This is a genomic window from Conexibacter sp. SYSU D00693, from assembly GCF_017084525.1.
In the GTDB taxonomy this organism is placed as follows: domain Bacteria; phylum Actinomycetota; class Thermoleophilia; order Solirubrobacterales; family Solirubrobacteraceae; genus Baekduia.
This window is the reverse complement of sequence record NZ_CP070950.1, coordinates 4109585-4132812: the sequence shown is the minus strand read 5'-3', so window position 1 is coordinate 4132812 and position 23228 is coordinate 4109585. Positions and strand designations below refer to the sequence as shown.

Below are 23228 nucleotides of genomic sequence, written 5' to 3'. Positions count from 1 at the left end.
GGTCGTCCACGGACGTTGAACGGCAGTCAGACGACCGTCCGCCGGTCAGCCGGTGGCGCGCTCGCGCTCGCGCAGCTCGATCCGGCGGATCTTGCCCGTGAGCGTCTTGGGCAGCTCGTCCACGAACTCGACCCGGCGCGGGTACGCATAGGCGCTGAGCCGGTCGCGCACCGAGGCCATGATCTCGTCGCCGAGCTCGTCGGAGGGCACGTGGCCGTCGGCCAGGACGATGAACGCCTTGACGATCGAGCCGCGCCGCTCGTCGGGCGAGGCGACCGCCGCCGCCTCGCGCACCGCGGGGTGCTCGAGGCAGGCCGACTCCACCTCGAACGGGCCGATCCGGTAGCCCGCCGAGATGATCACGTCGTCGTAGCGGCCGTCGTACCAGACGTAGCCGTCCTCGTCCTGCTTGGCGGCGTCGCCGGTGTGGAACCACGGACCGCCGAAGTCCTCCTCGGTCTTGTCGGGCAGCCCCCAGTAGCCCAGCGGCCAGTGCGGGTTGGAGTGCGCGCGCAGGCAGATCTCGCCGCGCTCGCCGCGGGGGACCTCGCGCTCGTCCTCGTCGAGGATCCGCACGTCCCAGCCAGGCACGGGCTTGCCCATCGAGCCCTCGCGCACGTCCTGCCACGGGAAGTTGGCGACCATCGGGTAGCTCTCGGTCATCCCGTAGTAGTCGAGGACCGTCAGGCCGTACTGCTGGCGGAACCAGCGGATCGCCTCGGGGTTCAGCGGCTCGCCGGCGCTGCAGACGCGGCGGAAGCGCGCGGGGTAGCGGGTGCCCGCGTCGGCGATGGCCATCATCGAGCGCATCGCGGTCGGCGTCGTGAAGACGTTCGTGACCTCGTGGCGGCTGAGGAAGTCCAGCTGCTGGTGGGGGTCGAAGCCGCCCTGGCGCTGCAGGACGCACTGGAGCGCGCCCAGGCGCCACGGCCCGAGCAGCGGCGAGATGCCGGCCGCCCACGCCCACTCGCCCATGCCGTGGAAGCGCTCGCCGTCCTGCACCTCGTGGCAGAGCTCGAACTCGTTGTGGGCGATGACGTAGCGGTGGGCGTGCAGGATGCCCTTCGCCAGGCCGGTCGTGCCGGACGTGTAGTAGAGCTGGGCCGGGTCGTCGGCGCTCGTGTCCTCGCACACGTGGTCGGTGGGCGCGCCATCGAGCAGGCCGTCGTCGAGGACGAGCAGCTCGACGTCGGCGTGCTCGGCGAAGCGCGGTGCGTTGGCACGGTCGGTGACGAGGACCTTGGGACGGCTGTCCCTGACCCGGTGGCGGAGGCCGTCGTCGCCGTAGAGGACCGACATCGAGAGCAGGATCGCCCCCAGCTTCCACGTGCCGAGGAAGACCGCGGCGGTCTCGGGCGTCGGCGGCAGGACCACCGCGACGCGGTCGCCCTTGGCCACGCCGTGGTCGCGCAGGACGTGCGCGGCCTGGTTGGCGAGGTCCTGCAGCTCGCCCCAGACGAGGTCGCGGCGGGCGCCGTCGTGGCGCTCCCAGAGCATCGCGGGCTTGTCGCGCGGGTGCTTGTCGCAGACGTCGGCGGCGATGTTGTAGCGCGCGGGCACGCGCCACTCCCAGGCCGCGCGGACGTCGTCGTAGCTGCGGGTGGCCGACATGGCGCGACGCTACACGAGCGCCCCCGCTCGACTCGGACGCGCGTCCGCGTCGTGGTCCCATCTGCGCCTGGTCGCTCAGCTGCGAGCGCCGGACGGCCGATGAGCCCTCGATGACCGTCCCGCCCCGCGCTCCGGCCGCGACATCGCCGGACCCCGGGTGGGACGGTGTGGAGCGCCGCGGTCCCGGGCGGCCCTGGGCCGGCGCCGGCGCGCGCCAGCCCACCGGCCGCGAGGTGGGCACCGGCGCGGAGTCGCGCTCGACCGCCGCGGGCCGCATCCGCCACGCCGTCGTCGGCGGCGCCTCGTGGCTCGTGCTCGGCGCGCTGTGGGTCTGGGAGCTGGACGGCCACGTGCCGTCGCACTGGTGGCCGCCGCTGGTCGGGCTCCTCGGCGTGCTGGCGCTGTTCGCCGCCTTCACCCCGGGCTGGGTGGCGTGGAACCGCAGCATCTACCGCCGCCGGCACCGGCGCACGAGCCCGATGGTCGTCGAGGTCGCCTTCGACCGCGACTGGGTCGGCCGGTCGGTGCGCGCCGCCGAGGGCGTGCGCGACCACGTCGGCGAGATCCGCGTGCGCCTCGAGGAGCAGCCGGGCACCGACGGCGTGAAGGTCTACGAGGTCGCCGAGGCCACGGCGCACGCCGACGGCGAGGCGGTCGCGGCGTGAAGGACCTCCTGCTGGGCATCGTCGACCAGCCGCCCTACCTGGCGCTGATGGCCTTCCTCGCCTGGTACCCGGTGGTCACCGCGCTGTACTGGATCGTCGGGAGCCTCGTGTTCTGGCGCCACCGCGAGCGCCACGACGACGGGTTCTACGAGCTCGACCACCACCCGTTCGTCTCCGTGCTGGTCGCGGCGCACGACGAGGAGGCGCTGATCGGCAAGACCGTCGAGCGGCTGCTCGCCCTGGACTGGCCGGCCTTCGAGGTGGTCGTCGTCGACGACGGCTCGCGCGACCGCACGGCCGAGGTCCTGCGCCCCTACGCCCGCGACGGGCGCATCCGCCTGGTGCACAAGGAGCGCAACGAGGGCAAGGCGATGGCGCTCAACGACGCGCTGCCGCTGCTGCGCGGCGAGATCGTCCTCATGGTCGATGCCGACGGCCAGCCCCGGCCCGACGTCCTGCGCTGGATGGTCCCCCACTTCGTGAAGGTCCCGCGGCTCGCCGCCGTCACCGGCAACCCGCGCGTGCTGAACACCACGACGCTCCTGGGCAAGCTCCAGGCGATCGAGTTCACCGCCACGGTCTCGGTCCTGCGCCGCGCGCAGGCGACGTGGGGCCGGCTCATGACCTTCTCGGGCATCTCCACCGCCCTGCGGCGCAGCGCGATCGAGCGCGCCGGGCGCTTCCCGGCCGACATGGCCACGGAGGACATCGCCCTGGCCTGGGAGCTGCAGGCGACGTTCTCGGACGTGCGCTACGAGCCGCGGGCGGTGTTCGGCATGCAGGTGCCCGAGACCCTCGGCACCTGGTGGAAGCAGCGCACGCGCTGGGGGACGGGGCTCGGCCAGGTGCTGCGCCGCCACAGCGGGCTCTTCGGCGACTGGCGCAAGCGGCGGCTGTGGCCGGTGTACGTCGAGGCGGTGCTCTCGTCGGTCTGGGCGCTGTCGTTCGTCGTCGCGGTGGTCGTGTGGCTGCCGGCGTACGCCTGGGGCGCCTACACCCTCGGCGCGAACCCGGTCCCGAACTTCTGGGGCATGGTGCTCGCGTCGGTGCTCGTCGTGCAGATCGCGCTGGGCATGTGGCTCGACGGCCGCTACGACCCGGGCGTGCGCCGCTATGCGCTGTGGATGCCGATCTACCCGCTCGTGTACTGGGTGCTCATGGCGGCGGCCTCGGCGCGCTCGACGATCCCCGGCTTCCTGCGCCGTCCCGACGGCGGCCCGGTGCGCTGGACGTCGGCGCCGCGGCTGGGCGACGCGTCCAGCCCGCCCGAGCGTCGCGGGGCCGGTGATCCGGGCGCATACAGCGGGGCTGAGCGTCGCCGGGCCGGGTAGCCCGACGGCATGCGCAACGGACCAATCCCCCTGGGCGTCCACGCGATGATGGAGCCCTTCCTGGCGCTCCTGCTCATCCTCTCGCCCTTCCTCTTCGGCTTCAGCGACGTGGACTCGGCGACCGCCGTGGCCATCGGCGCGGGCGTCCTCGTCCTGCTCGTGGGCATGACGACCAACTGGCGGCTGTCGATCGTCAACCTGATCCCGCTGCCGGTCCACATGATGGCCGACCTCGGGCTCGGCGTCGTGCTGATCCTCTGCCCCTTCCTGCTCGGCTACAGCGACGAGTCCGGCCCGACCATCTGGTCGGTCGTCGTCGGCCTGGGCTTCGTGCTGTCGTCGCTGGCCACGCGCTGGACGCACGGCGAGGACGTCGGCCCGGCCGACCGCTCGGGCCGTGAGCGGCGCTTCGCGCGCGGCGCGCAGGAGACCGGCATCGACGCGACCGCCGGCAGCCGCGAGACGACGGTCGGCCGCCGCTAGGCGAGCTGTGCGACCGCGGGCGCCGGGCTTCTCAGAAGTCCGGCGTCCGCGGGTCGTTGGCCGGCCGCGGGTCGGCCTGGTCGCCCTGGTAGGCGAGGTAGCCGAGGACGACCATGAGCAGCGTCGCCAGGAACAGCAGGCCGATGCCGAGGCCCTGCAGGCGGCGGTCCTTGGTGGCGTGGCCCACGACGGCGACGACGACCCCCATCACCATGAGGGCCAGCACCGGCGCAGCCGGGAGGTCCGAAGCGGCGAGGGGCAAGGTCGACGAGGGTATGCGACTCGTAGACTTCGCCGCTCCACATGAGCGTCGCCGAGCCGCAGTCCGTCGAGGAGGTCGCCGCCGGCCTCCGCGCCACCGGGTACCTCCCGGGGGCGTCCACCGCCCTGGTCTCCTACCTGGCCGCCCGGCTGGGCAAGCCGATCCTCGTCGAGGGTCCGGCGGGCGTGGGCAAGACCGAGCTGGCCAAGGCGCTGTCGCGCTACCTGGATCGCAAGCTCGTGCGGCTGCAGTGCTACGAGGGCCTCGACGAGGCCAAGGCGCTGTACGAGTGGAACTACCGCAAGCAGCTCCTGCGCATCCAGGCCGAGGCCGACGGCACCGGCTGGGGCGACGTGCAGGACGACATCTTCGGCGAGGAGTTCCTGCTCGAGCGGCCGCTGATGACGGCGATCGCCTCCGAGCAGCCGGTCGTCCTGCTCATCGACGAGATCGACAAGACCGACCAGGAGTTCGAGGCGATGCTGCTGGAGGTCCTGTCGGACTTCCAGATCTCGATCCCGGAGCTCGGCCGCGTCGAGGCGCGCACGCAGCCGATCGTGCTGCTGACGTCGAACAACACGCGCGAGCTGACCGAGGCGCTCAAGCGCCGCTGCCTGTACCTCTGGCTCGACTACCCGGACGCCGAGCACGAGCTGGCCATCGTCAAGCTCCACACGCCGGAGCTGCCGGAGACCGTCGCGCAGCGCCTCGTCGAGGTCGTGGCGATGGTGCGCGACCTCGACCTCAAGAAGCCGCCGAGCATCGCGGAGTCGATCGACTGGGCCCGGGCGCTGCTGCTGCTCGGGGCGCAGGACATCGACCAGCAGGTCTTCACCGAGACGCTGTCGATCATCGTCAAGCACCGCACCGACCTCGACGTCGTGGCCGAGCGCGTGGGCGTGAAGCTCGGCGCGCCGTCGGGCCTGTAGGGGGTCGCCGTGCCCCCGGTCCCTCCCGCCCACAGCCGCCGGACCGGCGGGATGGCCGGCGAGGTGCTGCGCTTCGGCGACGAGCTGCGCACCGAGGGCGTCGCGCTGGGCACGAGCGAGCTGCTCGACGCATTCGCGGCCCTCGAGCACGTGTCGTGGACGTCACGGACGGACTTCCGCGAGGCGCTGGCGGCGACGTTGGCCAAGTCACCCGAGTCGCGCCGGATCTTCGAGCTCGTCTTCGACCGCTTCTTCTTCCGCGCCGCCGAGCTGGCGGCGATCGAGGAGGGCGTCAAGGAGGGCGGCGGCGTCGACGTGGAGGGCGCCGACCAGCTCGACATGGACGAGCTGCGGCGGATGATCGCCGAGGCGGTCGCGGCGGGTGACGAGTCGGCCATGCGCGACCTCGCGCGGCTCGCGATCGCGGCCTTCGGGCGCCAGGGCACGGGCAGCGGCGTCATCGGCGTGGACGTCCAGCGCATCCGCCGCTCGCTCGAGCTGCGCGCCGAGCCCCAGCCGGACCTGCCCCAGGAGGACGCGCGGCGCGAGGGCCTGCCGCGGGAGGGCATCCGCCGCTTCGAGCAGCTCCTGCGCCAGGAGCTCGAGCGGGCGCAGATCGAGCGCACGGAGGCCCTGCCGCCGTCCCGGCCGCTCAACGAGCTCGACCGCGCGCTGCCGTCCGGTCCGCTGCAGGACCTCGCGGCGGTGCACCGGGTCGTCGCGCAGATGAAGCGCCGGCTCAAGACCCAGGGCCAGGAGCAGCGCGGGCACAAGCGCCGGACCACCGTCGACATGCGCAAGACGATGCGCGCGTCGCTCGAGTTCGGCGGCGTGCCGGTCGTCATCAAGGAGCGCCCGGTCCGGCCGCGGCGGCCCGAGGTCTTCGTCCTGTGCGACGTCTCGACGTCGGTGACGAGCGCCTCGGTCTTCTTCCTGAGCGTGCTGCACGCGCTGCACGACGCGTTTCGCAAGATGCGCTCGTTCGTCTTCATCGAGCGCATCAGCGAGGTCACCGACGTCTTCGAGAAGGAGCGCGACTTCAAGGCGGTCTCGCTGGCGATCTCGCGCGACGCGGGCGTCGCCGACGTCTCGGGCTACACGGACTACGGCCGCGTCTGGCGCGAGTTCCGCGAGCAGGTCGAGGACGAGCTGCACCCCCGCGCCACCGTGATCGTCATGGGTGACGCGCGGACCAACGGCCGCGACCCCGCCGCCGACGTCTTCGCCTCCATCGCCGAGAAGGCCGGGCGCACGATCTGGCTCAACCCCGAGCCCAAGCTCTACTGGAACTACGGCGACTCGGTCATCAAGGCCTACGAGCAGCACTGCGAGGCCTTCGAGTGCTGGACCACCCAGCACCTCGAGGACTTCGTCAAGACGCTCACGCGCCCGGTCGTCCACTAGCCGGCTCGAGCGGTTCGCGGGCGGCCTCGGATGCTGGGTGACGCCTCGTGCATGTGGGACATGCACGAGCCGTCTTCCGGATGTCGGCCGCCGCGCGTCGTCGATCGACGACGCTCGGACGGCGCGGCGCGCCAGCGTCAACCGCCGCCGCCGCGGGTAACGGGCGGCCATGCACCGCCCGTCGCTGCCCGTCGCCGTCGCGAGCCTGGCGCTCGCGGGGGCGATCGCCGTCCCGAGCCCGGCCGCCGCGCAGCAGGGCGCGGCGTTCCGGGAGGCGAAGGCCGGGCCCGGTGGGGTCGTGGCGACCGAGTCCTACGCGGCGGCGCGCGTGGGGCGAGCCGTCCTCCAGGCGCACGGCAACGCGGTGGACGCCGCGGCGGCGACGGTGTTCGCCCTGGGCGTCGCGCGGCCGCAGAGCTGCGGGATCGGCGGAGGTGGCTTCGCCGTGGTGCGCACCGCCGAGGGCAAGGTCGAGACGCTCGACTTCCGCGAGACCGCGCCCGCGGCGTTCACGCCGGGCGTCTTCCAGTTCCGGGGGCCGCACACCGAGTTCACGGGGCACACGACGGTCGGGGTGCCGGGCGTCGTCGCCGGCATGGACGCGCTGCTCGAGCGCCACGGCACGATCAGCCTGCGCCGGGCGATGTCCGAGGCCGAGCGGCTGGCGCGGCGCGGCTTCCGCGTCCCGAAGTCGCTCAACGCGGCCGCGCAGCAGAGCGCCAAGCGCCTGGCCCTCTTCCCCGCCTCCGCCCAGCTCTGGCTGCCCGGCGGCCAGCCGCCCGCGGCCGGCTCGACCTTCCGCAACCCGGAGCTCGCCGCGACCTACCGCCGGATCATGCGCGGCGGCGCGCGCGCCTTCTACCGCGGGACGATCGCCAAGCGCATCGTCCGCGACATGCGCGCCCCGCGCACGACCGCCGATCCCGGCCTGCTCACGCTGAAGGACCTCGCGGCCTACGAGCCGGTCTGGCGCGCGCCGGTCCGCGGCTCCTACGGCGGCGCGGACGTCTTCGCCATGGGCCCGCCCACCTCGGGCGGCATCGCGCTCGTCGAGGCGCTCAACGTCCTGCGCAACGACGACCTCGCCGGCGCCGGCCGCCTCTCGGCCCCCACGATCCACCTCGTCGCCGAGGCGCAGAAGATCGCCTTCGCCGACCGCGGCGCCTACGTCGCCGACCCGGCCTTCGTCCCGCAGCCCACGGCGGCGCTCACGAACCCCGCCTACGGCCTGGCCCGCCGCACGGAGGTCGACCCGACGCGGGCCAAGAGCTACGGGCCGGGCAGCGTCGCCGGCGCCCAGCGCCGCGCCGGCGTCGACCTCAAGCTCGAGGGCTCGACGACCCACCTCTCGGTCGTCGACCGCCGCGGCGCCGCCGTCGCGCTCACCTGCACGATCGAGCAGGAGTTCGGCAGCGCCGTGGTGGCCCCCGGCACCGGCTTCCTGCTCAACAACGAGATGACCGACTTCTCCGGCCCAGGCACCGCGAACGAGCCCGCCGCCGGCAAGCGGCCGCGGTCCTCGATGAGCCCGACCATCGTCGTGCGCGACGGCCGCCCGGTCCTCGTGGTCGGCGGCGCCGGCGGCGCCCGCATCCCCGGCGGCGTCCTGAACGTCGTCCTCGGCATGCTGGAGTTCGGCCTCCCGCTCGACCAGGCGCTGGACGCCGCCCGCTGGGACGCCGCGCCCGGCACGCTCGAGATCGAGGACGGCCGCGTCACCGACGACGTCCTCGCCGACCTCCAGCGCCGCGGCCACAGGCTCACCCAGCTCGGCCCCTACGCCAACCGCCCGCGGGTCAACGCCGCGGGCTGGGACGCGGGGCGGCGCACGTGGGTCGCGGCCGCCGACCCGCGCACGGACGACGGCGCGCTCGGCCTCCCCGGGGCGCGGTAGGTAGGGTCCAGGAGGACGACTCGACGAGACAGGGGGGCTGGCGGACGCCGGCTGAGAGGGCGCCCAGCAGCTCCGGCGCCGACCCTCGGAACCTGTGCGGTAATGCGCGCGGAGGGAGTGATGGCGACCAGGGTGCAGGCCCCCACGGGCGGGCCTCGCGACAGCGAAGAGGGCGTGGCGCTCGACGGCGTCGCCCGCAGCTTCGGCGCGACGCAGGCGCTCGCCGGCCTGTCCCTGCACGCGGCGCCCCGCGAGGTGGTCGCCGTCGTCGGCCCCAGCGGCAGCGGCAAGTCGACGCTGCTCGAGCTCGTCTGCGGCCTGCAGGAGCCCGACGCCGGGACGGTCCGCGCCGCCCGCGCCGTGCTCATGCCCCAGCGCGACCTGCTGCTGCCGTGGATGGACGCGCTGGACAACGCCGCCCTGCCCCTGCGCCTGCAGGGCGCCAAGCGCGACGCCGCCCGCGCCCAGGCCCACCCCGTGATGGCCGAGCTCGGCCTGGCCGGCTTCGAGCGCGCCCGCCCGCACGAGCTCAGCGGCGGCATGCGCCAGCGGGTCGCCGTCGCGCGCACCCTGCTGTCCGGCGCGCCCGTCCTCTGCCTCGACGAGCCCTTCGGCGCGCTGGACGCCATCACCCGGGCCGACGCCCAGGCCTGGCTGGCCGGCGTGCTGGCGCGCGAGCCGCGCACCGTCCTGCTGGTCACCCACGACGTCGAGGAGGCCGCGGTCCTCGCCGACCGCATCGTCGTCCTCTCCGCCCGCCCCGGCCGCGTCGTCGCCGAGCTGCCCGTCCCCGGCGCGCGGCCCAGGCACCCCACCGGCCAGGACGTCGTCGCCGTCCGCGCCCTCGCGCTGGACGCCCTGCGCGGAGGTGGGGCGTGACCGTCCGGGGCATCGCCCCGCTCGTCCTCGTCGCGCTCCTCGTCGGCGCCTGGGAGCTCTACGCCCAGCTCGGCTCGCTCGACGAGTTCATCCTCCCCGCGCCGAGCGCCGTCGCCGAGGCGCTGTGGACCGACCGCGGCCTGCTCTGGGACGACCTCCTCGTCACCGGCCAGGAGGTCGTCCTCGGCCTGCTGCTGGCCATCGCCGCCGCCCTCGCGCTCGCGATCGCCATGCACTTCAGCGCCGTCCTGCGTGCCGCGCTCTACCCGCTGGCCGTCGGGACCCAGGCGATCCCGATCGTCACCATCGCGCCCCTGCTCGCCGCCTGGTTCGGCTTCGGGATGCTGCCGAAGCTCCTGATCGTCGCGCTCGTCTGCTTCTTCCCCATCGTCGTCACGACGCTCGACGGCCTCGCCCGCGTCGACGCCGAGCAGCGCAAGCTGCTGCGCACCCTCGGCGCCAGCCGCTGGCAGACGTTCCGCTTCGCCGAGCTGCCCGCCGCCCTGCCCGCGGCGCTGAGCGGCGCCCGGATCGCCGTCGCCATCGGCGGCATCGCCGCCGTCTTCGCCGAGTACGCGGGGTCCAGCGAGGGGCTGGGCAACCAGCTCCTGCAGTCCATCCCCCAGCTCGAGACCGCCCGTGCGTGGGCCGCGGTCGTCCTGCTCGCCGCCCTCGCCGTCCTCTGCTTCGCCCTGCTCGGCCTCGCCGAGCGCCGGCTCGCCCCCTGGAACCGACCCCGGAAGGACCCCCTGCCCCGATGACCCGGACCCTGACCGCCGCGCTGGCCGCCGTCGCCGCCCTCGGCCTGAGCGCCTGCGGCGAGAAGAAGGAGGCCTCGGGCACCGAGGCGCCGCCGCCCGCCGAGCGCGCGACGCTCATGCTCGACTACCTGCCCAACGCCGACCACGCGGGGATCTACGCCGCGAGGGCCGCGGGCGACCTGCGCCGCGCCGGCGTCGACCTCCGGCTGCAGACGCCGTCGGACCCCGCCGCGCCGCTCAAGCTCGTGGCCGCCGGCAAGGTCGACTTCGCCATCTCCTACGAGCCCGAGGTCCTGCTCGCCCGCGACAAGGGGCTGCCCGTCGCCGCCGTCGGCGCGCTGGTCCAGAAGCCGCTCACGTCGCTCATGTCCGTCAAGGGCTCGGGCGTCAAGCGCGTCGAGGACCTGCGCGGCAAGCGCGTCGGCACCGCCGGCATCCCCTACCAGGACGCGTACCTCAGGACGATCCTGCGCGAGGCGGACATCCCCTCGAGCGATGTGGAGACGGTCAACGTCGGCTTCAACCTCGTCCCGGCGATGCTCTCCAAGAAGGTCGACGCGACGCTCGGCGCGTTCTGGAACGTCGAGGGCGTCGAGCTCGATCGCCGCAAGCGCGACCCGCAGGTCATCCGCCTCGAGGAGGTCGGCGTGCCCGAGTACGACGAGCTCGTCATCGTCGCCTCGACCACGACCGTCCGCGACCGCGGCAAGCTCGTGCGACGCATGCTCCAGGGGCTCGCCCGTGGCCACGAGCGCCTGCAGGACGACCCCGCCGTCGGCGTGGACGCGCTGGTGGACGCCGAGCCCGACCTCGAGCGCGACGTCGTCGAGGAGCAGGTCAGGCGCACCGTCCCGCTCTTCTTCCCCGAGGACGACCAGCGCCCATGGGGCTGGCAGGACCCGGTGGCCTGGGAGCGCTACGGGCGCTGGATGCTCGACAACGACCTGCTCGACCGACCCGCCGAGCCGACCGCGCTGACCAACGAGTTCCTGCCCGGGGGCGGGATCTGAGGCCCGGCCGAGACGTTGGCCGCCGGGCTCGCGTCCACCAGGGCGTGGGCTCCGGCGAGGCCGGCCCAGCCGTCGTAGCGGGCGAAGAGCGCGCGGACGTCGGCCTCCTCGCCCACCGCCTTCGGGTCCCCGCCGGACTGCACCCGACCGATCCACTTGAGGTAGCCCAGGTCCCCGGCGGGGATGACGTCGAGCCGGCCCTGCCCGTGCAGGGCCAGGACGTCGACGGTCCACTGGCCGATCCCAGGGATCGCCGTGAGCCGCCGCCAGCCGCGCTCGTGGTCGGGATCGCGGAGGTCCACGCGCCCGCGAGCCACCTCGCGCGCGGCGCGGCACAGCGCGAGCGACCGGCTCGCCGCGAGGTCGAAGGACTCCAGGAGCGCCGGCGCGCAGCCCGCGATCGCCGCCGGCGACGGCACGTCGCGCAGCACCGTCGCGCCGTCCCAGCCCAGCGCCGTGGGGCCCAGCGCGCGCACGATGCGCCGCTGGATCGCGAACGCCCGCACCGTCTCGATGAGCTGCTCGGTCACCGCCCAGGCCAGCGCCTCGAACGGCTCGGGCCGGCGGCGGATGCGCAACCACGGCCGGCGGCGGACCGACGCGCCGATCAGCGGGTCGTCGCGGAAGCGGTCGTGGAACGGGCGCAGGTCGTCGTCGACGCCCAGGGCGAAGCGCATGCGCGCGATCGCCTCCTCGGCGAGGTCCTCGCGCGCGGCGCGGGCCCCGAGGACGACGCGCGTCGCCGAGGGCTGGGCCACCCGCACCACCGCGGGCTCGCCGTCGACGTGCAGCAGCCGCTCGAGCACCTGGCCGTGGCGGCGCAGCACGCCGTCCATCCCCCCGCGCGGCAGGCGGAACGGCCACGGCGGGACGACCTCCCGCCGGACCTCGACGCCCGCCACCGCGGCGGGCGCCGGCACGGCGCTCACCGGTCCAGCAGGTGGACGTCGACGAGGAAGGACCGGCTGGCCAGCACGGGCAGGCCGCCCGCGGTGCGCCGGCGGGGCGCGACCTTGGCCGAGCGGCGGGCGCTGACGCGCCTCGCGACGGCGAGCGTCGCGGCGCCCGCGACGAAGCCGGTGGCCGCCACGGCCGCGGCCTGGACGGCGACGGGCGCGGTGGGCAGGAGCGCGCGCGAGCGCTCGGGCGCGGGCTCGGCGACGGCCGGGACGCGCCGCAGCGGCACGACCTCCGCGTCGACGACCTCGGGCTCTTCCTGCGCGTCGCTCACCGCCAAGCACCCTGGCACATCGGCCTGACGGACGCAGGCGCTGATGCCGCGGTCGGACCGGACGCGCTAGGCCGGCTGCTGCTCGTCCAGCTGGCGGTTGCCGCCCGACCGGGGCGGGGTCCCGAACACCCAGTCCCAGTACGGCGCGCTGATCCCGAAGGCCCGCTCGTCGTCCTGGAAGTGGTGGCGCATGTGCCACTCGCGCAGCTTGCGCCCCATCGCCGTGCGCGGCGTGTGGTGGTGCACGTGGAAGTGGAGCATGTCGTAGAGCAGGTAGCCGCCCAGGAACCCGGCGCCGAACGCCAGCGCGACGTCGTAGCCGAGGACCGCCCAGAAGAGCCCCAGGAAGCCCAGCGCCAGCGGGACAGACGCCGACGGCGGCATCACCAGCCGCAGGGGGTCGTTCGGGTGGTCGTGGTGGACACCGTGGATCATCCAGTGCAGGCGCGCCCCGATGCCCTGCTCGGGCTCGAAGTGGAAGACCGCGCGGTGCAGCCAGTACTCCGTCAGCGTCCAGAAGACGTAGCCCCCCGCCGCCCAGGCGAGCGCCTCGCCCGTGCCGACGCGACCGGCGCCGGTCACCGCGAGCACGGCGATCGCGGGCAGGAACAGCAGGACCGGGACCACCGGGTGCACCCGGGTGAAGCGGTCCAGCCACGGCGAGCGGAACATCGGCGGTGAGGCCTTGAGCTGCTCGGACCGGTTCATGCGAAGGAATCTACCGCGCCGCTGCGACGCCGTCAGGGGGCCCTAAGACGAGGTCCCGAACCGCCGCTCGAAGACGCGGTAGCGCTTGACGACCTTGCCGCCCATCGCCTCCATGCCGCGGTTCATGGCCTTGTTGGTCTCGAGGATCCAGCCCTCCTCGCCCCACTTCTGCGGGGTGGACGCCGCCATGTCGTAGTGCTCCATGAACAGGAGCGCCGCGACGCCCGTGTGCTGCCACTCGGGCTTGACCCCGAGGAAGCCGACGCGCACGCGGTCCATGTACCGGGCCTTGTTGAGGAAGTGCCACCAGCCGAAGGGCAGCAGCCGGCCGCCCATCCGGCGCAGGACCTGGTTGACGTCGGGCACCGTGATGGCGATGCCGACGGCCTCGCCCTCGGGGCTCTCGGCGACCATGAACCAGTTGCGGTCGAAGACGAGCTGGAGCTCCTGGGCGTACTGGTCGAGGTCGCCCTCGCCGTAGGGCACGAAGCCCCAGTTGCGCGCCCACGCCTGGTTGTAGGTCTCGCCGAAGAGGTCGAGGTCCTCGCGCAGCCGCCGGCGCGACATCTTGCGGATGCGCACCCCGTGGTCCTTCGCGCACTTCTCGGCGAGCTCGGGGAGGATCGGCATGACCTTGTCGCGCTCGTCGACGCGCAGGGCCCACATCCACAGGTCGATCGCCTTCTCCATCCCCGCCTCCTCCAGGCGGGTCCGGTAGTAGGGCGGGTGCCAGGGCTGCTTGATCATCGGCTCGAGCTCGAAGCCCTCGATCAGCAGGCCGGCCTCGTCGTTCATCGTGAAGTCGAAGGGGCCGTTCATGCGGTCGGCGCCCTTGGCCCGCAGCCACGCCTCGGCGGCGTCGAGCAGCGCGGGCGCGACGTCGGGCGCGTCCTCGAGCTCGAGGAACCCGAAGTTGCCCCAGCGCTCGCCGTGGTGCTCCCAGAACGCGTGGTCGACCTGCGCGCTGATGCGGCCCACGACCCGGCCGTCGCGCTTGGCCAGGAAGAGCCGCGCGTCGGCGTGCTCGAACCAGCGGTTCGTGCGCTTGGAGAGGAAGAGGTAGCGCTCCAGGCGCAGGGGCGGGACCCACGGCGTGCCGGCGTGCAGCCGGAAGGGCAGGTCGACGAAGGCGCGGAGCCCCGCGCCGTCCGTGACGGGCTCGACGGTCAGCGTCATCGGCGCCACACCCTACGATCAGGCGTTGTGACCCAGCAGGCTGCCGTCGACGTCTTCGCCAAGGTCCGGGGGCACGAGCGCGCCGAGATCCTCGCCGCCGCTCGCGAGGCGGACGTGATCCCGTACTTCCGCCCGATGACCTCCCCCGCCGCGCCCGTGGTCGAGATGGAGGGCGCCGAGCGCGTGATGCTCGGCTCGAACAACTACCTCGGCCTCACCGCCGACGAGCGCGTCATGCAGGGCGCGCGCGACGCGCTCGAGGCCTACGGGACCGGCCTGACGGGCTCGCGCCTGCTCAACGGCACGACGCCGCTGCACCTCGACCTCGAGCGCGAGATCGCCGAGTGGATGGGCACCGAGGACGCGATCGTCTTCACCACCGGCCACCAGGCCAACGTCGGGACGCTCGGCACGATCCTCGCGCCCGGCGACACCGTCATCGCCGACTCGGGCGACCACGCCTCGATCCTCGACGGCTGCCTGCTGTCCCGGGCCAAGCTGCGCCCCTTCCGCCACAACCGCCTGGACAAGCTGGAGCGGGCGCTCGAGCGCGCCGCCGGGGACGGTGGCGGCGTCCTGGTCGTGGTCGACGGCGTCTTCTCCATGGAGGGCGACGTCGCGCCGCTGCCGGAGGTCGCCGACCTCTGCCAGGCCTACGGCGCGCGCCTGATGGTCGACGAGGCCCACGGCGCGGGCGTCCTGGGCGCGCGCGGCGCCGGCGCGAGCGAGCTGCTGGGCGTCGAGGACCGCGTCGACCTGCGGATGGGGACGTTCTCGAAGTCGCTGGCCTCCTGCGGCGGGTTCGTCGCGGGCAGCGCCGAGGTCATCGAGTACCTGCGGATCTCCTCCCGCGCCTTCCTCTTCACCGCCTCGTCGGTGCCGGCCGCCGTGGGCGCGGCGCTGGCGGCGCTGCGGGTCCTGCGCTCCGAGGACGGGCCGCCGCTGCTGGCCCAGCTCGGCGAGAACGCCCGCTACCTGCGCGACGGCCTGCACGAGCGGGGCTTCAAGGTCGTCGAGGACGGCTCGGGGATCCCGACCCCGATCGTCCCCGTGCTCGTCGAGGACGACTGGAAGTGCGCGCTGCTGTGGAAGGCGCTCTACGACGAGGGCGTCTTCGTCAACACGGCGCTGCACCCCGCCGTGCCGCCCGGCGGCGCGCTGCTGCGCACGAGCGTCATGGCGACCCACGACGCCACGACGCTCGACCGGGCGCTGGACGCCTTCAGCCGCGTGAAGGCGGCGTTCGAGGCCGAGCACGGGCCGCTGCCCGGGCCGGCCTCCTAGGACCGGGGACGCGGGGCCCGCGGGGCCCTACTGGCCGCCGCCGTACGTCCCGACCTGGGAGCCCGCGTCGCCCTCGTTGGCCGCCCCGCCCTCGCCGCCGGCCTGACGGCCCTCGGGGATGACCGACGCCGCGGCGACGAAGCCGCCCTGCTCGCGCACGCGGGTGGCCCGGGAGCCGGTGAGCCCGGCGACGTCGCCCCGGGCGGCACGGACGGTGCCCTCGACGCCGACGCGGTCGCCGACCTTCGGGCGGTAGGAGAAGTCGGCGGCGTCGGCCTGCACGAACAGCCGCTCGGCGTCGCGGGCGCGGCGCCCGACGAAGAAGCCGGCGCCGTCCACCACGTCGACGACGACCATCCGCGTCCCGCCGACGTCGTCGCCGGCGAGGGACGCGAGCCCGGCCGCGGGGACGGGCAGGAGGTCGGTGCGGCCGGCGCGCAGGAAGGCGTCGACGCCCACGCCGCGCGAGCCCCCGCCCGACGACGCGCCGCCCTGCGCCTCACGCGCGGCGGAGCCCTGCGGCTGGGCCTGCGGGAGGTTGGCCGGGGCCGAGGCCTTGGCGCGGTCGCTCGTCTCCCCGTCGTTGCCCCCGCCGATCTGCGTGATCGCCACGATGATCGCGACGACCAGCAGGACCGCACCGATGTGCATCCACGGGTAGCCGCCGCTGCGCAGGGGGTTGGGACGCCCGCCCGCGGTGCCCGAGGAGGAGGAGCTCGCTGCACTCGCCATGGCCTCGCGGGTGTCCGGCACCGCCCCCTCTCAACCGCTCGGCGCACCCTCCATAGCGGGTCGGCCGCCGTTCGTCCTCGTCGGTTCTCGCACAAGGACAGCCTCTCGACGAAAACACCGCTCTGAGCGGATGTTGCTCCTCTTCACAGGTTGACCGGCGAGCAGGCGCTCGCGTAGCTTCGCCGACGCGTCGGAGGCGGCGCGGCGAGTGGGCCATCCCGGACCGGCCCGGCGGAGCGTGGGAGGACGCGACGGAGCCGGTCGGGGAGGCAGGACGGCCGACTCGACGACCTCGCCTGCGCGCGGCACGCACACACTCGAAGTTCGGTGTCCCTTGAGGGAGGGCCACCAGGGAGGACTGATGAACGACGCAGCGACGATCGCCCCTGCGCCGCAGCACCTGCGCGCGCTCGCCCGGGCCAACGAGGTGCGCCTCGCCCGGGCCGAGCTCAAGCGACGGGTCTCGGACGGGGAGGTCAACGCCGCCGAGGTGATCCGCGACAACCCGTGGGAGGCGGCGAGCATGACCATCGCCGAGCTCCTGTGCGCGCAGCGCCGGTGGGGGTCGACGCGGGTCCGCAAGTTCCTCTCGTGCATCCCGATGTCGGAGACGAAGACGGTCGGCACCATGACCGACCGCCAGCGCGAGGCCGTGGCCGCGCTGCTGGAGGACGGTGCGGGGGCCGAGGTCCTGCGCGCCGCCCAGCCGGTGTTCGCCCCGGCCTTCGCGTAGCTCGATCTCGCGGCCTCGGAGCACCTGAGGCCTGCACGGCCGGCGCGGCGGAGCACCCCCGCCGCCGCGCCGGCCACTCGGCCCTAGCGCGTCGCGACCTCGAGCAGGTGGCCGTCGGGGTCGCGGAAGTAGATCGACCGGAAGCGCCCGCGCTCGAAGACCTCCGAGCACGGGACGTCGCGCGAGCGCAGCCAGTCGCGCCAGGCGTCGAGCTCCGCCGCGGACCCCACGGCGAAGGCGAAGTGGTGCGTGGCGCCCCGGCCCTCGCGGCCCTCGTCCATGGACGGGTACTCCATGAAGGAGACCAGCGTCCCGGGCGTGCCCTGCGCGTCGCCGAACCAGAAGTGGCGCGCGTCGGGGTCGTCGTCGTTGGCGCCCTCCTGCACGAGGCTCAGTCCGAGCACGTCGCGGTAGAAGGCGACGGTCCGGTCGAGGTCCGCGACGATCGCCGTCACGTGGTGCAGGCCGAGCAGCCGCATGCGCTGCGGCTCGTCCTGGCGCTCGCCCCACATGCTCATGCGCGGAACCCCAGGCCGCCGGAGCGGGCCATGAACGCGCTGCGCAGCAGCCCGAAGGCGCCGGCGAACACCGCGATGCCCACCGCGAGGACGGCGTAGCGCGGGATGCCGCCGACGAGGTTCAGCGGCAGGGCGACGACCACGCCGCAGATCGCCGCCAGCAACGACGTGTGCGAGCGGTAGCCCGCGAAGTGCTCGCGCACCGCCAGCTCGCCGGCCGCCAGCGTGAGCAGCCCGACGCCGGCCAGGATGATGCGCGCCCGGCCGTCGCCGTCCTGCAGGAAGCCCACCACGAGCAGGACGAGCGCGATGAGGATGCACAGCTCGGTGAGCGGGAACGGCGACCACGGCGCCTTCGGGGCCTCGTCGAGCTTGGCCCGGCGCGACGGCGCCCTGGGGGCGCTGCGCGGGGCGGTGGTGGCGGCGACGGCCGCGGGCCGCGGCTCGCCCGGGGCGCCGCGCTTGCGGCTGCGCTTTCCCATGGAGCGGTGATGCTAGGCGGCGCGCGCGACGGCTGCGCCGAGCGGCCTAACGGGCAGCCGCTGGAGAGCTTGACGTGCCACCAGCCGGCGAGCATCCCGACGAGCCCGAGCTTCGGGCGCACCTGGTAGGCGCCGCAGCCCGGCATGCCGAGGTCCTCGCGGGTGACCTGCTCGAAGCGGTGGGCGCGCGGCTCGGCCAGCATCGCCTCGAGGCGCCGCTGGGCCTCGGCGTGGCGGACGGCGGCGGCGTGCAGCTCGGCGCGGGCGCCGCGCAGGCGCTCGGCCAGCCGGTCGCGCAGCGCCTCGAGCTCGCCGAGGGTCTGCAGGTGCGGCCCGCCGGTCCCGGGGACGGCGTGGTCGACGGGCGTGCGCGGGAAGCCGGAGACGACGGCGTGCGCGAGCTGGCGCTCGAGCCGCGCCACCTGGTCGAGCAGGCTCCGCCGCGCGGCCCGCAGGCCCTGCGGGGTGTCGACGGCCGGCGCCGTCGGGACGGTGCTGTGGTGCTCGATCGCGGCCACGTCCTCTCCTGCGCGCCGAGTGTAGCCCGTCATGCGAGGTCGTCGGCGGCGCGGAAGAGCGCCTCCTCGACGTGGAGCTCGGGGACGCCCTCGACGCGCACGGCGAAGAGCACGACGCCCTCGGTCTCCTGCGTCGGGACGCGGTCGTCCGCGACACGGCCGAAGAGGACGGCCGCCGGGCCGCGGTCGTCGGCGACGACGAGCCGGCCCTCCGGGAGGTCGGGCGCGAGCTCGCCCTCCCCCAGCCGCTCGCCGTGGCGCGCCTGGCGCAGCGCGAGCTCGCCCTCGACGGCCGCGGCGTCGAGCGTCCAGACGCCCACGCCGGTGTCCAGCAGTGCGAGCAGGAGCGCGTCGCGCAGCCGACCGCGCGACGGGAAGCCGCCCTTCTCCAGGCGCCGGAGGACCGCCGCCTCGAGCGGCGGGCGCTCCTCGTCGGGGTCCAGGCCGAGCTGGCGGAACGCGACGCGGTAGGCGTGGGCGACGGGCTGCGAGCGGACGGCGATCGCCCGCGCGCCGGTCCAGCGCCCGGCGAGCTCCTTGAGCCTGGCGCGCAGCGCGCGCGTGCTGCGGCCGTCGGCGCCTCGCGCCGCCAGCGTCCAGAGCTCGAGGCCGGGCAGCTCCGCGCGGACCTCCGGGTCCACCAGCGCGCGGTGCGGCTCGGCCTCGACGGTCACCCCCGGCGCTCCAGCTGGCGCACCAGCGCGTCCAGGCCGCGGGCGTCGAGGTCGCCGACGTTCGTGTCGACCACCGCGCCGCCGCGCCGCGCGAAGGTGATCTGAGGGCAGACCGCGACGCCGTAGACGCTGGCCAGCAGCCCCTCCTCGTCGTGGCCCACGGGGAAGCGCCAGCGGTGGCGGCGCACGACGTCGCGCACCTCGGCGCGCTCGCCGGCCAGGGCGATCGCGGCGAACTCGACCTCGGGGTGGCGCGCGGCGACCCGGTCGACGACGTCGAGCTGGCGCACGCAGCGGTCGCCGCCGGTGGTGAAGAACGTCAGGACGACCGGGCCCCGCTCGTAGAGCTCGCAGACGTTGACCTTGTCGGCGCCGCGGACGTCGCAGGCCAGCGGGCCGTCGCCGGCCTCGGTGCTGCGGCGCAGGTTCACCGCACCCTCGAGCCGCGACACCGCCAGCGGGGCGGCGAACGGCGGCAGCCGGTCGCCGACGGACGGCCCCGGCGTGCGCCCGTCGTTGCGCAAGGCGCTGAGCGAGATGGCGACGAGCAGGCCGGCGATGGCCAGCAGGGCGATGGGGGTGCGCCACGTCCGTCGTTGCGGCGGGCGCGCCGCGGGCCGCGGCGAGCGGCCTTCGACGCGCTGTGCGCGCTGGTCGGGGTCCTCGCGACGTGCCAGGCGCTCGCGGCGGGCGCGCGCCGCCTCGTCGTCGTCGTGGAAGTCGAGTGGCCCGCTCACGCGGCCTCCGCCGCGGGGCGGCGCCGGCGCAGCCGGGGGCGCCCGAGCGACGGGCGGGGCAGGCGCATCCGCGGGCCGGCGGGCGCATGGCCCTCGCGGGCCTCGGCCAGCAGCAGCACGGACGGCAGCACGACGAGCACGCCGAGCAGCGAGACCGCGAGGTTGACGACCGTCACCGCGCCGAAGTCGCGCAGCATCGTGATGTCGCTGGCCACGAGGACGGCGAAGCCGGCGACGGCCGTCGCGCCGGAGGCCAGCACCGCGGCGCCGGTCGAGCGGTACGTGCGCTCGAGCGCCTCGCGCGCGGGCCGGCCGTCCAGGCGCTCGCGGCGGTAGCGCTCGCTGAGCAGGACGCTGAACTCGGTCGAGATCGCGATGACCAGCGCGCCCATCGTCACCGACATCGGGTTGAGCTCCACCCGCAGCGCGAACAGCACGAGCCCCGACCAGCCCGTCGCCAGGGCGATCGGCACGAGCGGCACCAGCGCGCGACGGCGGTCGCGGAAGGCGGCCAGCAGCACGGCGAGGACCGCCAGCAGCCCGACGACGAGGCTCAGAGCCCGCCACCACGGCGAGGCGATCGCGTCGTTGGCGTCCGCGGCCAGGACGTTGAGCCCGGCCACCTCCGCGGTCACGCCGTCCGGGGGGTCGTCGAGGCCGTCGCGCATCGCGTCGATGACCTCCTTCTGGCGCTCGAGCGGCATGAGCTTGATGCCGAAGGCGAGCGTCGCGGTCCTGCGGTCCTGCGTGATGACGCCCTGGGAGAAGTACGCCGGGACGAGGTCGAGGAGCTCCTCGATCGCCTCCTTGGAGGAGGAGGCGCTCTCGTCGCGGAAGAGGTCCGGCAGCGAGAACGCCGGGCAGACCTCCGCGCGCCCGCACCCGCGCTCGGCGCTGTAGCCGAAGCGCTTGAGCAGCCGGTCCTGGTAGCTGACCATCCACCGCACCGTCTCGGGCTCGGTCAGCCGGTCCGAGCGCACCACGACGTCGACCTCGCCGCCCACGCCGGTCGAGTCCTGGAGGTCGACGAGGTCGCCGAGGGCCGGGAGGTCCTGCGGGACGAGCTTGAGGATGTCGCTCTCCACCCGCTGCTGGGTGTCCAGGCCCCAGCCGAGCACGGCGACCGCCGCGGCGACGCCGAGGACGAGCCGCGGCCGCGACGTCGGCGCCAGGGCGGTGAGCCCGCCGCCCGTGAGCAGCGCCCACGGGCGCGGCGGCGCGCCCGCGGCGCCCGTGGCCGGCGCGAGGCGGGTGCGACGCACGACGAGGGTCCCCGCGACCTGGTCCCCCAGCCGCTGGCGCCACGGCGAGCGGTGTGCGGCGCGCAGGCCGGCGACGGCGTCCGCCGGCGCGGTCAGGCCACGCACCAGGGCGGCGGCGATGCCGGGCGGCCGGCCGCGGCGGTCGACCAGGCGCAGCCCGAGCAGGAGCTTGCCGGGCGTCCAGCCCCAGCCACCGGCCAGCACGCCGTGCAGCAGGGCGGCGGCCGCGAGGACGGCGACGACGGTGGCGAACACCGACCAGCCCGCGGGCCCGGCCAGGGCCCAGGCGACGGCGGCCAGCGGCAGCGCGTCGAGCACCGCCGCGAGCGAGCGGCGCGGCAGCGTCCGGGTCGCGTCGGGCCCCATCGCCGGCGCCGCCTCGAGCTCGCCGTGCCGCGTGAGCCCGCGCGCCACGGCGCGGCCGGGCCGCGAGCCGCGGACGATCTGGCCGGCGTCGCGCGCGGCGTCGCGCGCGATGGCGCCGGCGTCGCGCAGCGGGCGCGGCACACGCCGCCGCCGGCGCGTGCCCCAGCCCTCGAGCGCACCGGCCAGGACCGCGACGCCGAGGCTCAGCGCGCAGACGAAGGCCAGCGCGATGCCGGCGACGAGCAGCAGGCCGAAGCCGCGGACCATCGGCACCGGGGACAGCAGCATCACGAGGAAGCCGGCGCCCGTGGCGGCCGCCGCGACGGCGACGGTCGGCGCGCCGTCGCGCGCGGTCTGGTCCACCGCGCGGCGCACGGACCCCACCCGCCGCTCCTGGATGCGCGACTGCAGCTGGATCGCGTAGTCGACCGCGAGGCCGATCAGCACGGGCAGCACGCCGATCGACGCCATCGTCAGCGACGCGCCGACGAGCGACAGGCCGCCGAAGGTCAGCGCCGTCGCGGCGAGCGCCACGCCGAGCGGCAGCAGCCGCAGGCGCGCCTTGAAGACGAGCGAGAGCGTGAGCGCCATGACGCCGACGGCGACGAGCAGCAGGACCAAGATCGACGAGCTGATGGACCCCGTCAGGTCGGCGACGACGACGGGCGCGCCGGTGACGACGTAGCGCCCGCCGTTGCGCGGCTGGAAGTCGGGCAGCCGCGCGGCGGCGCGGACCTGCTCGATGGCGTGCGTGCGCTGGGCCTCGGTGAGCCCCGGCTTCATCCGCACCTGCACCATCGCCGAGTCCCGGTTCGGGAAGAGGTAGGCGAAGCGCGCCTTCGGCGTCCCTGCCGGCTTGGTCGCGTCGAAGACGAGCTGGGAGACGAACTGCGGGTCGTTGAGCCGCGGCACGCCGGTGATGCCGTAGCGGACGCCGAGCTGCAGGAGCTGCTGGAAGAACTGGCCCTGCACCGCCTCGGAGGCCTGCTGCTGGATGCGGCGCGCCTCGGCGGTCGAGCGGCCCTGCTTGCGCGCCTGGTCGTAGGCGGCCTGCCCCGCGGCCTGCGCCTGCTGCTGGGCCTGCTGCGTGCGCGCCGTGAACTGCGTCGTGATCTGCTCGACGGACTGGTTGAGGAACGTCCCCGGCCCGAAGACGACCTTCGCCGGCTTCGTGCGCGCGAACTGCGCGCACGGCCCGTTCGCGCCGCCCGGGAGCGTCTCGTCCTTGACCGTGTCGGGCTTGTTGCCGGCGATGCACCCCTCGAGGCGCAGCAGCCGCTGGAGGTCGTCGGTGAGGACGAGCTTCGTCAGGTCGCCCTTGACCAGGAGGAAGACGGCGTCCTCGCCGAAGGCCTGGCGGTGGCGCTCGGTGGCTTGGGCGCTCTCGGTGCCCCTGCCCACGAACTGCTCGGTGGCGGCCGACGGCTCGAGGCGCAGCAGCGCCAGCGCGGCGCCCGCCGCGGCGAGCAGGCCGACGGCGAGGCCGACGGCCAGGGGACGGCGCGCCGCCGCCCCCATCACGGCGGTGAGGATGCGTTCGAGGCCCTTCACGTGGTGGCGGCGACGGTAGCGCCGCGC

At 74.9% G+C, this 23228-nt stretch carries 23 protein-coding genes; 11 read left to right on the top strand and 12 right to left on the bottom strand.

The genetic code is table 11. The features are described from left to right. Nucleotides 1–45 precede the first annotated feature (45 nt). The gene (locus JUB12_RS20400; RefSeq protein ID WP_205697280.1) at nucleotides 46–1611 is read right to left on the bottom strand and encodes an acyl-CoA synthetase; all 1566 of its coding nucleotides are present in this window, start codon (nucleotides 1609–1611) and stop codon (nucleotides 46–48) included. A gap of 110 nt (nucleotides 1612–1721) precedes the next feature. Between JUB12_RS20400 and JUB12_RS20395 the strand changes: the two genes are divergently transcribed. The 3 genes from JUB12_RS20395 to JUB12_RS20385 are packed head-to-tail and all read left to right on the top strand — an operon-like array spanning nucleotide 1722 to nucleotide 4090. Further along, complete coding sequence (locus JUB12_RS20395; protein WP_205697279.1) at nucleotides 1722–2276, top strand: hypothetical protein; 555 nt, start codon at nucleotides 1722–1724, stop codon at nucleotides 2274–2276. Next, entirely contained in the window at nucleotides 2273–3607 is a 1335-nt protein-coding gene (locus JUB12_RS20390) for a glycosyltransferase (RefSeq protein WP_205697278.1), read from the top strand. Before JUB12_RS20395 ends, JUB12_RS20390 begins: the two co-directional genes overlap by 4 nt. A 9-nt stretch (nucleotides 3608–3616) precedes the next feature. Beyond that, nucleotides 3617–4090 (top strand): SPW repeat protein, encoded by a 474-nt coding sequence (locus JUB12_RS20385; RefSeq protein ID WP_205697277.1) that lies wholly within the window; start codon nucleotides 3617–3619, stop codon nucleotides 4088–4090. A 31-nt stretch (nucleotides 4091–4121) separates the two neighbouring features. Here JUB12_RS20385 and JUB12_RS20380 read toward each other — a convergent pair whose 3' ends face one another. Beyond that, nucleotides 4122–4352 (bottom strand): hypothetical protein, encoded by a 231-nt coding sequence (locus JUB12_RS20380; protein WP_205697276.1) that lies wholly within the window; start codon nucleotides 4350–4352, stop codon nucleotides 4122–4124. Nucleotides 4353–4393: 41 nt separating this feature from the next. On the opposite strand from JUB12_RS20380, the gene JUB12_RS20375 reads away from it, so the two are divergent. The 6 genes from JUB12_RS20375 to JUB12_RS20350 all read left to right on the top strand — a co-directional run bounded on the left by JUB12_RS20375 (nucleotide 4394) and on the right by JUB12_RS20350 (nucleotide 11229). Next, nucleotides 4394–5281 carry a MoxR family ATPase gene (locus JUB12_RS20375; protein WP_205697275.1) on the top strand — a complete coding sequence of 296 codons (888 nt, stop codon included), beginning with the start codon at nucleotides 4394–4396 and terminating at the stop codon, nucleotides 5279–5281. A 9-nt stretch (nucleotides 5282–5290) separates the two neighbouring features. Continuing rightward, nucleotides 5291–6685 (top strand): VWA domain-containing protein, encoded by a 1395-nt coding sequence (locus tag JUB12_RS20370; protein WP_241004332.1) that lies wholly within the window; start codon nucleotides 5291–5293, stop codon nucleotides 6683–6685. A 169-nt stretch (nucleotides 6686–6854) separates the two neighbouring features. Continuing rightward, a complete protein-coding gene (ggt, locus tag JUB12_RS20365; protein ID WP_205697274.1) occupies nucleotides 6855–8579 on the top strand; it encodes a gamma-glutamyltransferase in 1725 nt (574 codons plus the stop codon). A gap of 120 nt (nucleotides 8580–8699) precedes the next feature. Next, a complete protein-coding gene (locus JUB12_RS20360) occupies nucleotides 8700–9458 on the top strand; it encodes an ABC transporter ATP-binding protein (protein WP_241004331.1) in 759 nt (252 codons plus the stop codon). After that, nucleotides 9455–10219, top strand: a complete 765-nt coding sequence (locus tag JUB12_RS20355) for an ABC transporter permease (protein WP_205697272.1) — start codon at nucleotides 9455–9457, stop codon at nucleotides 10217–10219. The genes JUB12_RS20360 and JUB12_RS20355 overlap by 4 nt, the downstream gene beginning before the upstream one ends. After that, nucleotides 10216–11229 carry an ABC transporter substrate-binding protein gene (locus JUB12_RS20350; protein WP_205697271.1) on the top strand — a complete coding sequence of 338 codons (1014 nt, stop codon included), beginning with the start codon at nucleotides 10216–10218 and terminating at the stop codon, nucleotides 11227–11229. Before JUB12_RS20355 ends, JUB12_RS20350 begins: the two co-directional genes overlap by 4 nt. On the opposite strand, the gene JUB12_RS20345 is transcribed toward JUB12_RS20350, so the two are convergent. The 4 genes from JUB12_RS20345 to JUB12_RS20330 form a co-directional block, all read right to left on the bottom strand. Then, nucleotides 11136–12158 carry a DNA-3-methyladenine glycosylase gene (locus tag JUB12_RS20345; protein WP_205697270.1) on the bottom strand — a complete coding sequence of 341 codons (1023 nt, stop codon included), beginning with the start codon at nucleotides 12156–12158 and terminating at the stop codon, nucleotides 11136–11138. The two genes, JUB12_RS20350 and JUB12_RS20345, sit on opposite strands and share 94 nt — an antisense overlap. Next, nucleotides 12155–12460, bottom strand: a complete 306-nt coding sequence (locus JUB12_RS20340; RefSeq protein WP_205697269.1) for a hypothetical protein — start codon at nucleotides 12458–12460, stop codon at nucleotides 12155–12157. The genes JUB12_RS20345 and JUB12_RS20340 overlap by 4 nt, the downstream gene beginning before the upstream one ends. Nucleotides 12461–12526: 66 nt before the next feature. Further along, nucleotides 12527–13168 (bottom strand): sterol desaturase family protein, encoded by a 642-nt coding sequence (locus JUB12_RS20335; RefSeq protein WP_205697268.1) that lies wholly within the window; start codon nucleotides 13166–13168, stop codon nucleotides 12527–12529. 42 nt (nucleotides 13169–13210) lie between these two features. Continuing rightward, entirely contained in the window at nucleotides 13211–14344 is a 1134-nt protein-coding gene (locus JUB12_RS20330) for a hypothetical protein (protein WP_205697267.1), read from the bottom strand. A 27-nt stretch (nucleotides 14345–14371) separates the two neighbouring features. On the opposite strand from JUB12_RS20330, the gene JUB12_RS20325 reads away from it, so the two are divergent. Beyond that, nucleotides 14372–15628, top strand: a complete 1257-nt coding sequence (locus JUB12_RS20325; RefSeq protein ID WP_205697266.1) for an aminotransferase class I/II-fold pyridoxal phosphate-dependent enzyme — start codon at nucleotides 14372–14374, stop codon at nucleotides 15626–15628. Between the two features lie 27 nt (nucleotides 15629–15655). Here the strand turns inward: JUB12_RS20325 and JUB12_RS20320 are convergent, their stop codons facing one another. Further along, entirely contained in the window at nucleotides 15656–16360 is a 705-nt protein-coding gene (locus JUB12_RS20320; RefSeq protein ID WP_205697265.1) for a hypothetical protein, read from the bottom strand. 361 nt (nucleotides 16361–16721) lie between these two features. Here JUB12_RS20320 and JUB12_RS20315 point away from each other — a divergent pair, with 361 nt between their 5' ends. Beyond that, complete coding sequence (locus JUB12_RS20315) at nucleotides 16722–17093, top strand: hypothetical protein (RefSeq protein ID WP_205697264.1); 372 nt, start codon at nucleotides 16722–16724, stop codon at nucleotides 17091–17093. Nucleotides 17094–17176: 83 nt separating this feature from the next. Here the strand turns inward: JUB12_RS20315 and JUB12_RS20310 are convergent, their stop codons facing one another. From JUB12_RS20310 to JUB12_RS20290, 5 genes are all read right to left on the bottom strand, one after another. Beyond that, on the bottom strand, nucleotides 17177–17611 hold the full coding sequence (locus JUB12_RS20310) for a VOC family protein (RefSeq protein WP_205697263.1): 435 nt from the start codon (nucleotides 17609–17611) through the stop codon (nucleotides 17177–17179). Next, complete coding sequence (locus JUB12_RS20305; RefSeq protein WP_205697262.1) at nucleotides 17608–18093, bottom strand: hypothetical protein; 486 nt, start codon at nucleotides 18091–18093, stop codon at nucleotides 17608–17610. The genes JUB12_RS20310 and JUB12_RS20305 overlap by 4 nt, the downstream gene beginning before the upstream one ends. Nucleotides 18094–18640: 547 nt before the next feature. Continuing rightward, nucleotides 18641–19285, bottom strand: a complete 645-nt coding sequence (locus JUB12_RS20300) for a hypothetical protein (RefSeq protein ID WP_205697261.1) — start codon at nucleotides 19283–19285, stop codon at nucleotides 18641–18643. After that, entirely contained in the window at nucleotides 19282–20022 is a 741-nt protein-coding gene (locus tag JUB12_RS20295; RefSeq protein WP_205697260.1) for a hypothetical protein, read from the bottom strand. The genes JUB12_RS20300 and JUB12_RS20295 overlap by 4 nt, the downstream gene beginning before the upstream one ends. Continuing rightward, nucleotides 20019–23201, bottom strand: a complete 3183-nt coding sequence (locus JUB12_RS20290; protein ID WP_205697259.1) for an MMPL family transporter — start codon at nucleotides 23199–23201, stop codon at nucleotides 20019–20021. Before JUB12_RS20290 ends, JUB12_RS20295 begins: the two co-directional genes overlap by 4 nt. Nucleotides 23202–23228: the final 27 nt, after the last annotated feature.

What these genes read in the sequence shown, in the direction of transcription:
- JUB12_RS20400 (WP_205697280.1), bottom strand. Translation starts at nt 1,611, where the DNA reads ATGTCGGCCACCCGCAGCTACGACGACGTCCGCGCGGCCTGGGAGTGG.
- JUB12_RS20395 (WP_205697279.1), top strand. Translation starts at nt 1,722, where the DNA reads ATGACCGTCCCGCCCCGCGCTCCGGCCGCGACATCGCCGGACCCCGGG.
- JUB12_RS20385 (WP_205697277.1), top strand. Translation starts at nt 3,617, where the DNA reads ATGCGCAACGGACCAATCCCCCTGGGCGTCCACGCGATGATGGAGCCC.
- JUB12_RS20375 (WP_205697275.1), top strand. Translation starts at nt 4,394, where the DNA reads ATGAGCGTCGCCGAGCCGCAGTCCGTCGAGGAGGTCGCCGCCGGCCTC.
- ggt (WP_205697274.1), top strand. Translation starts at nt 6,855, where the DNA reads ATGCACCGCCCGTCGCTGCCCGTCGCCGTCGCGAGCCTGGCGCTCGCG.
- JUB12_RS20360 (WP_241004331.1), top strand. Translation starts at nt 8,700, where the DNA reads ATGGCGACCAGGGTGCAGGCCCCCACGGGCGGGCCTCGCGACAGCGAA.
- JUB12_RS20350 (WP_205697271.1), top strand. Translation starts at nt 10,216, where the DNA reads ATGACCCGGACCCTGACCGCCGCGCTGGCCGCCGTCGCCGCCCTCGGC.
- JUB12_RS20335 (WP_205697268.1), bottom strand. Translation starts at nt 13,168, where the DNA reads ATGAACCGGTCCGAGCAGCTCAAGGCCTCACCGCCGATGTTCCGCTCG.
- JUB12_RS20330 (WP_205697267.1), bottom strand. Translation starts at nt 14,344, where the DNA reads ATGACGCTGACCGTCGAGCCCGTCACGGACGGCGCGGGGCTCCGCGCC.
- JUB12_RS20320 (WP_205697265.1), bottom strand. Translation starts at nt 16,360, where the DNA reads ATGGCGAGTGCAGCGAGCTCCTCCTCCTCGGGCACCGCGGGCGGGCGT.
- JUB12_RS20315 (WP_205697264.1), top strand. Translation starts at nt 16,722, where the DNA reads ATGAACGACGCAGCGACGATCGCCCCTGCGCCGCAGCACCTGCGCGCG.
- JUB12_RS20310 (WP_205697263.1), bottom strand. Translation starts at nt 17,611, where the DNA reads ATGAGCATGTGGGGCGAGCGCCAGGACGAGCCGCAGCGCATGCGGCTG.
- JUB12_RS20305 (WP_205697262.1), bottom strand. Translation starts at nt 18,093, where the DNA reads ATGGGAAAGCGCAGCCGCAAGCGCGGCGCCCCGGGCGAGCCGCGGCCC.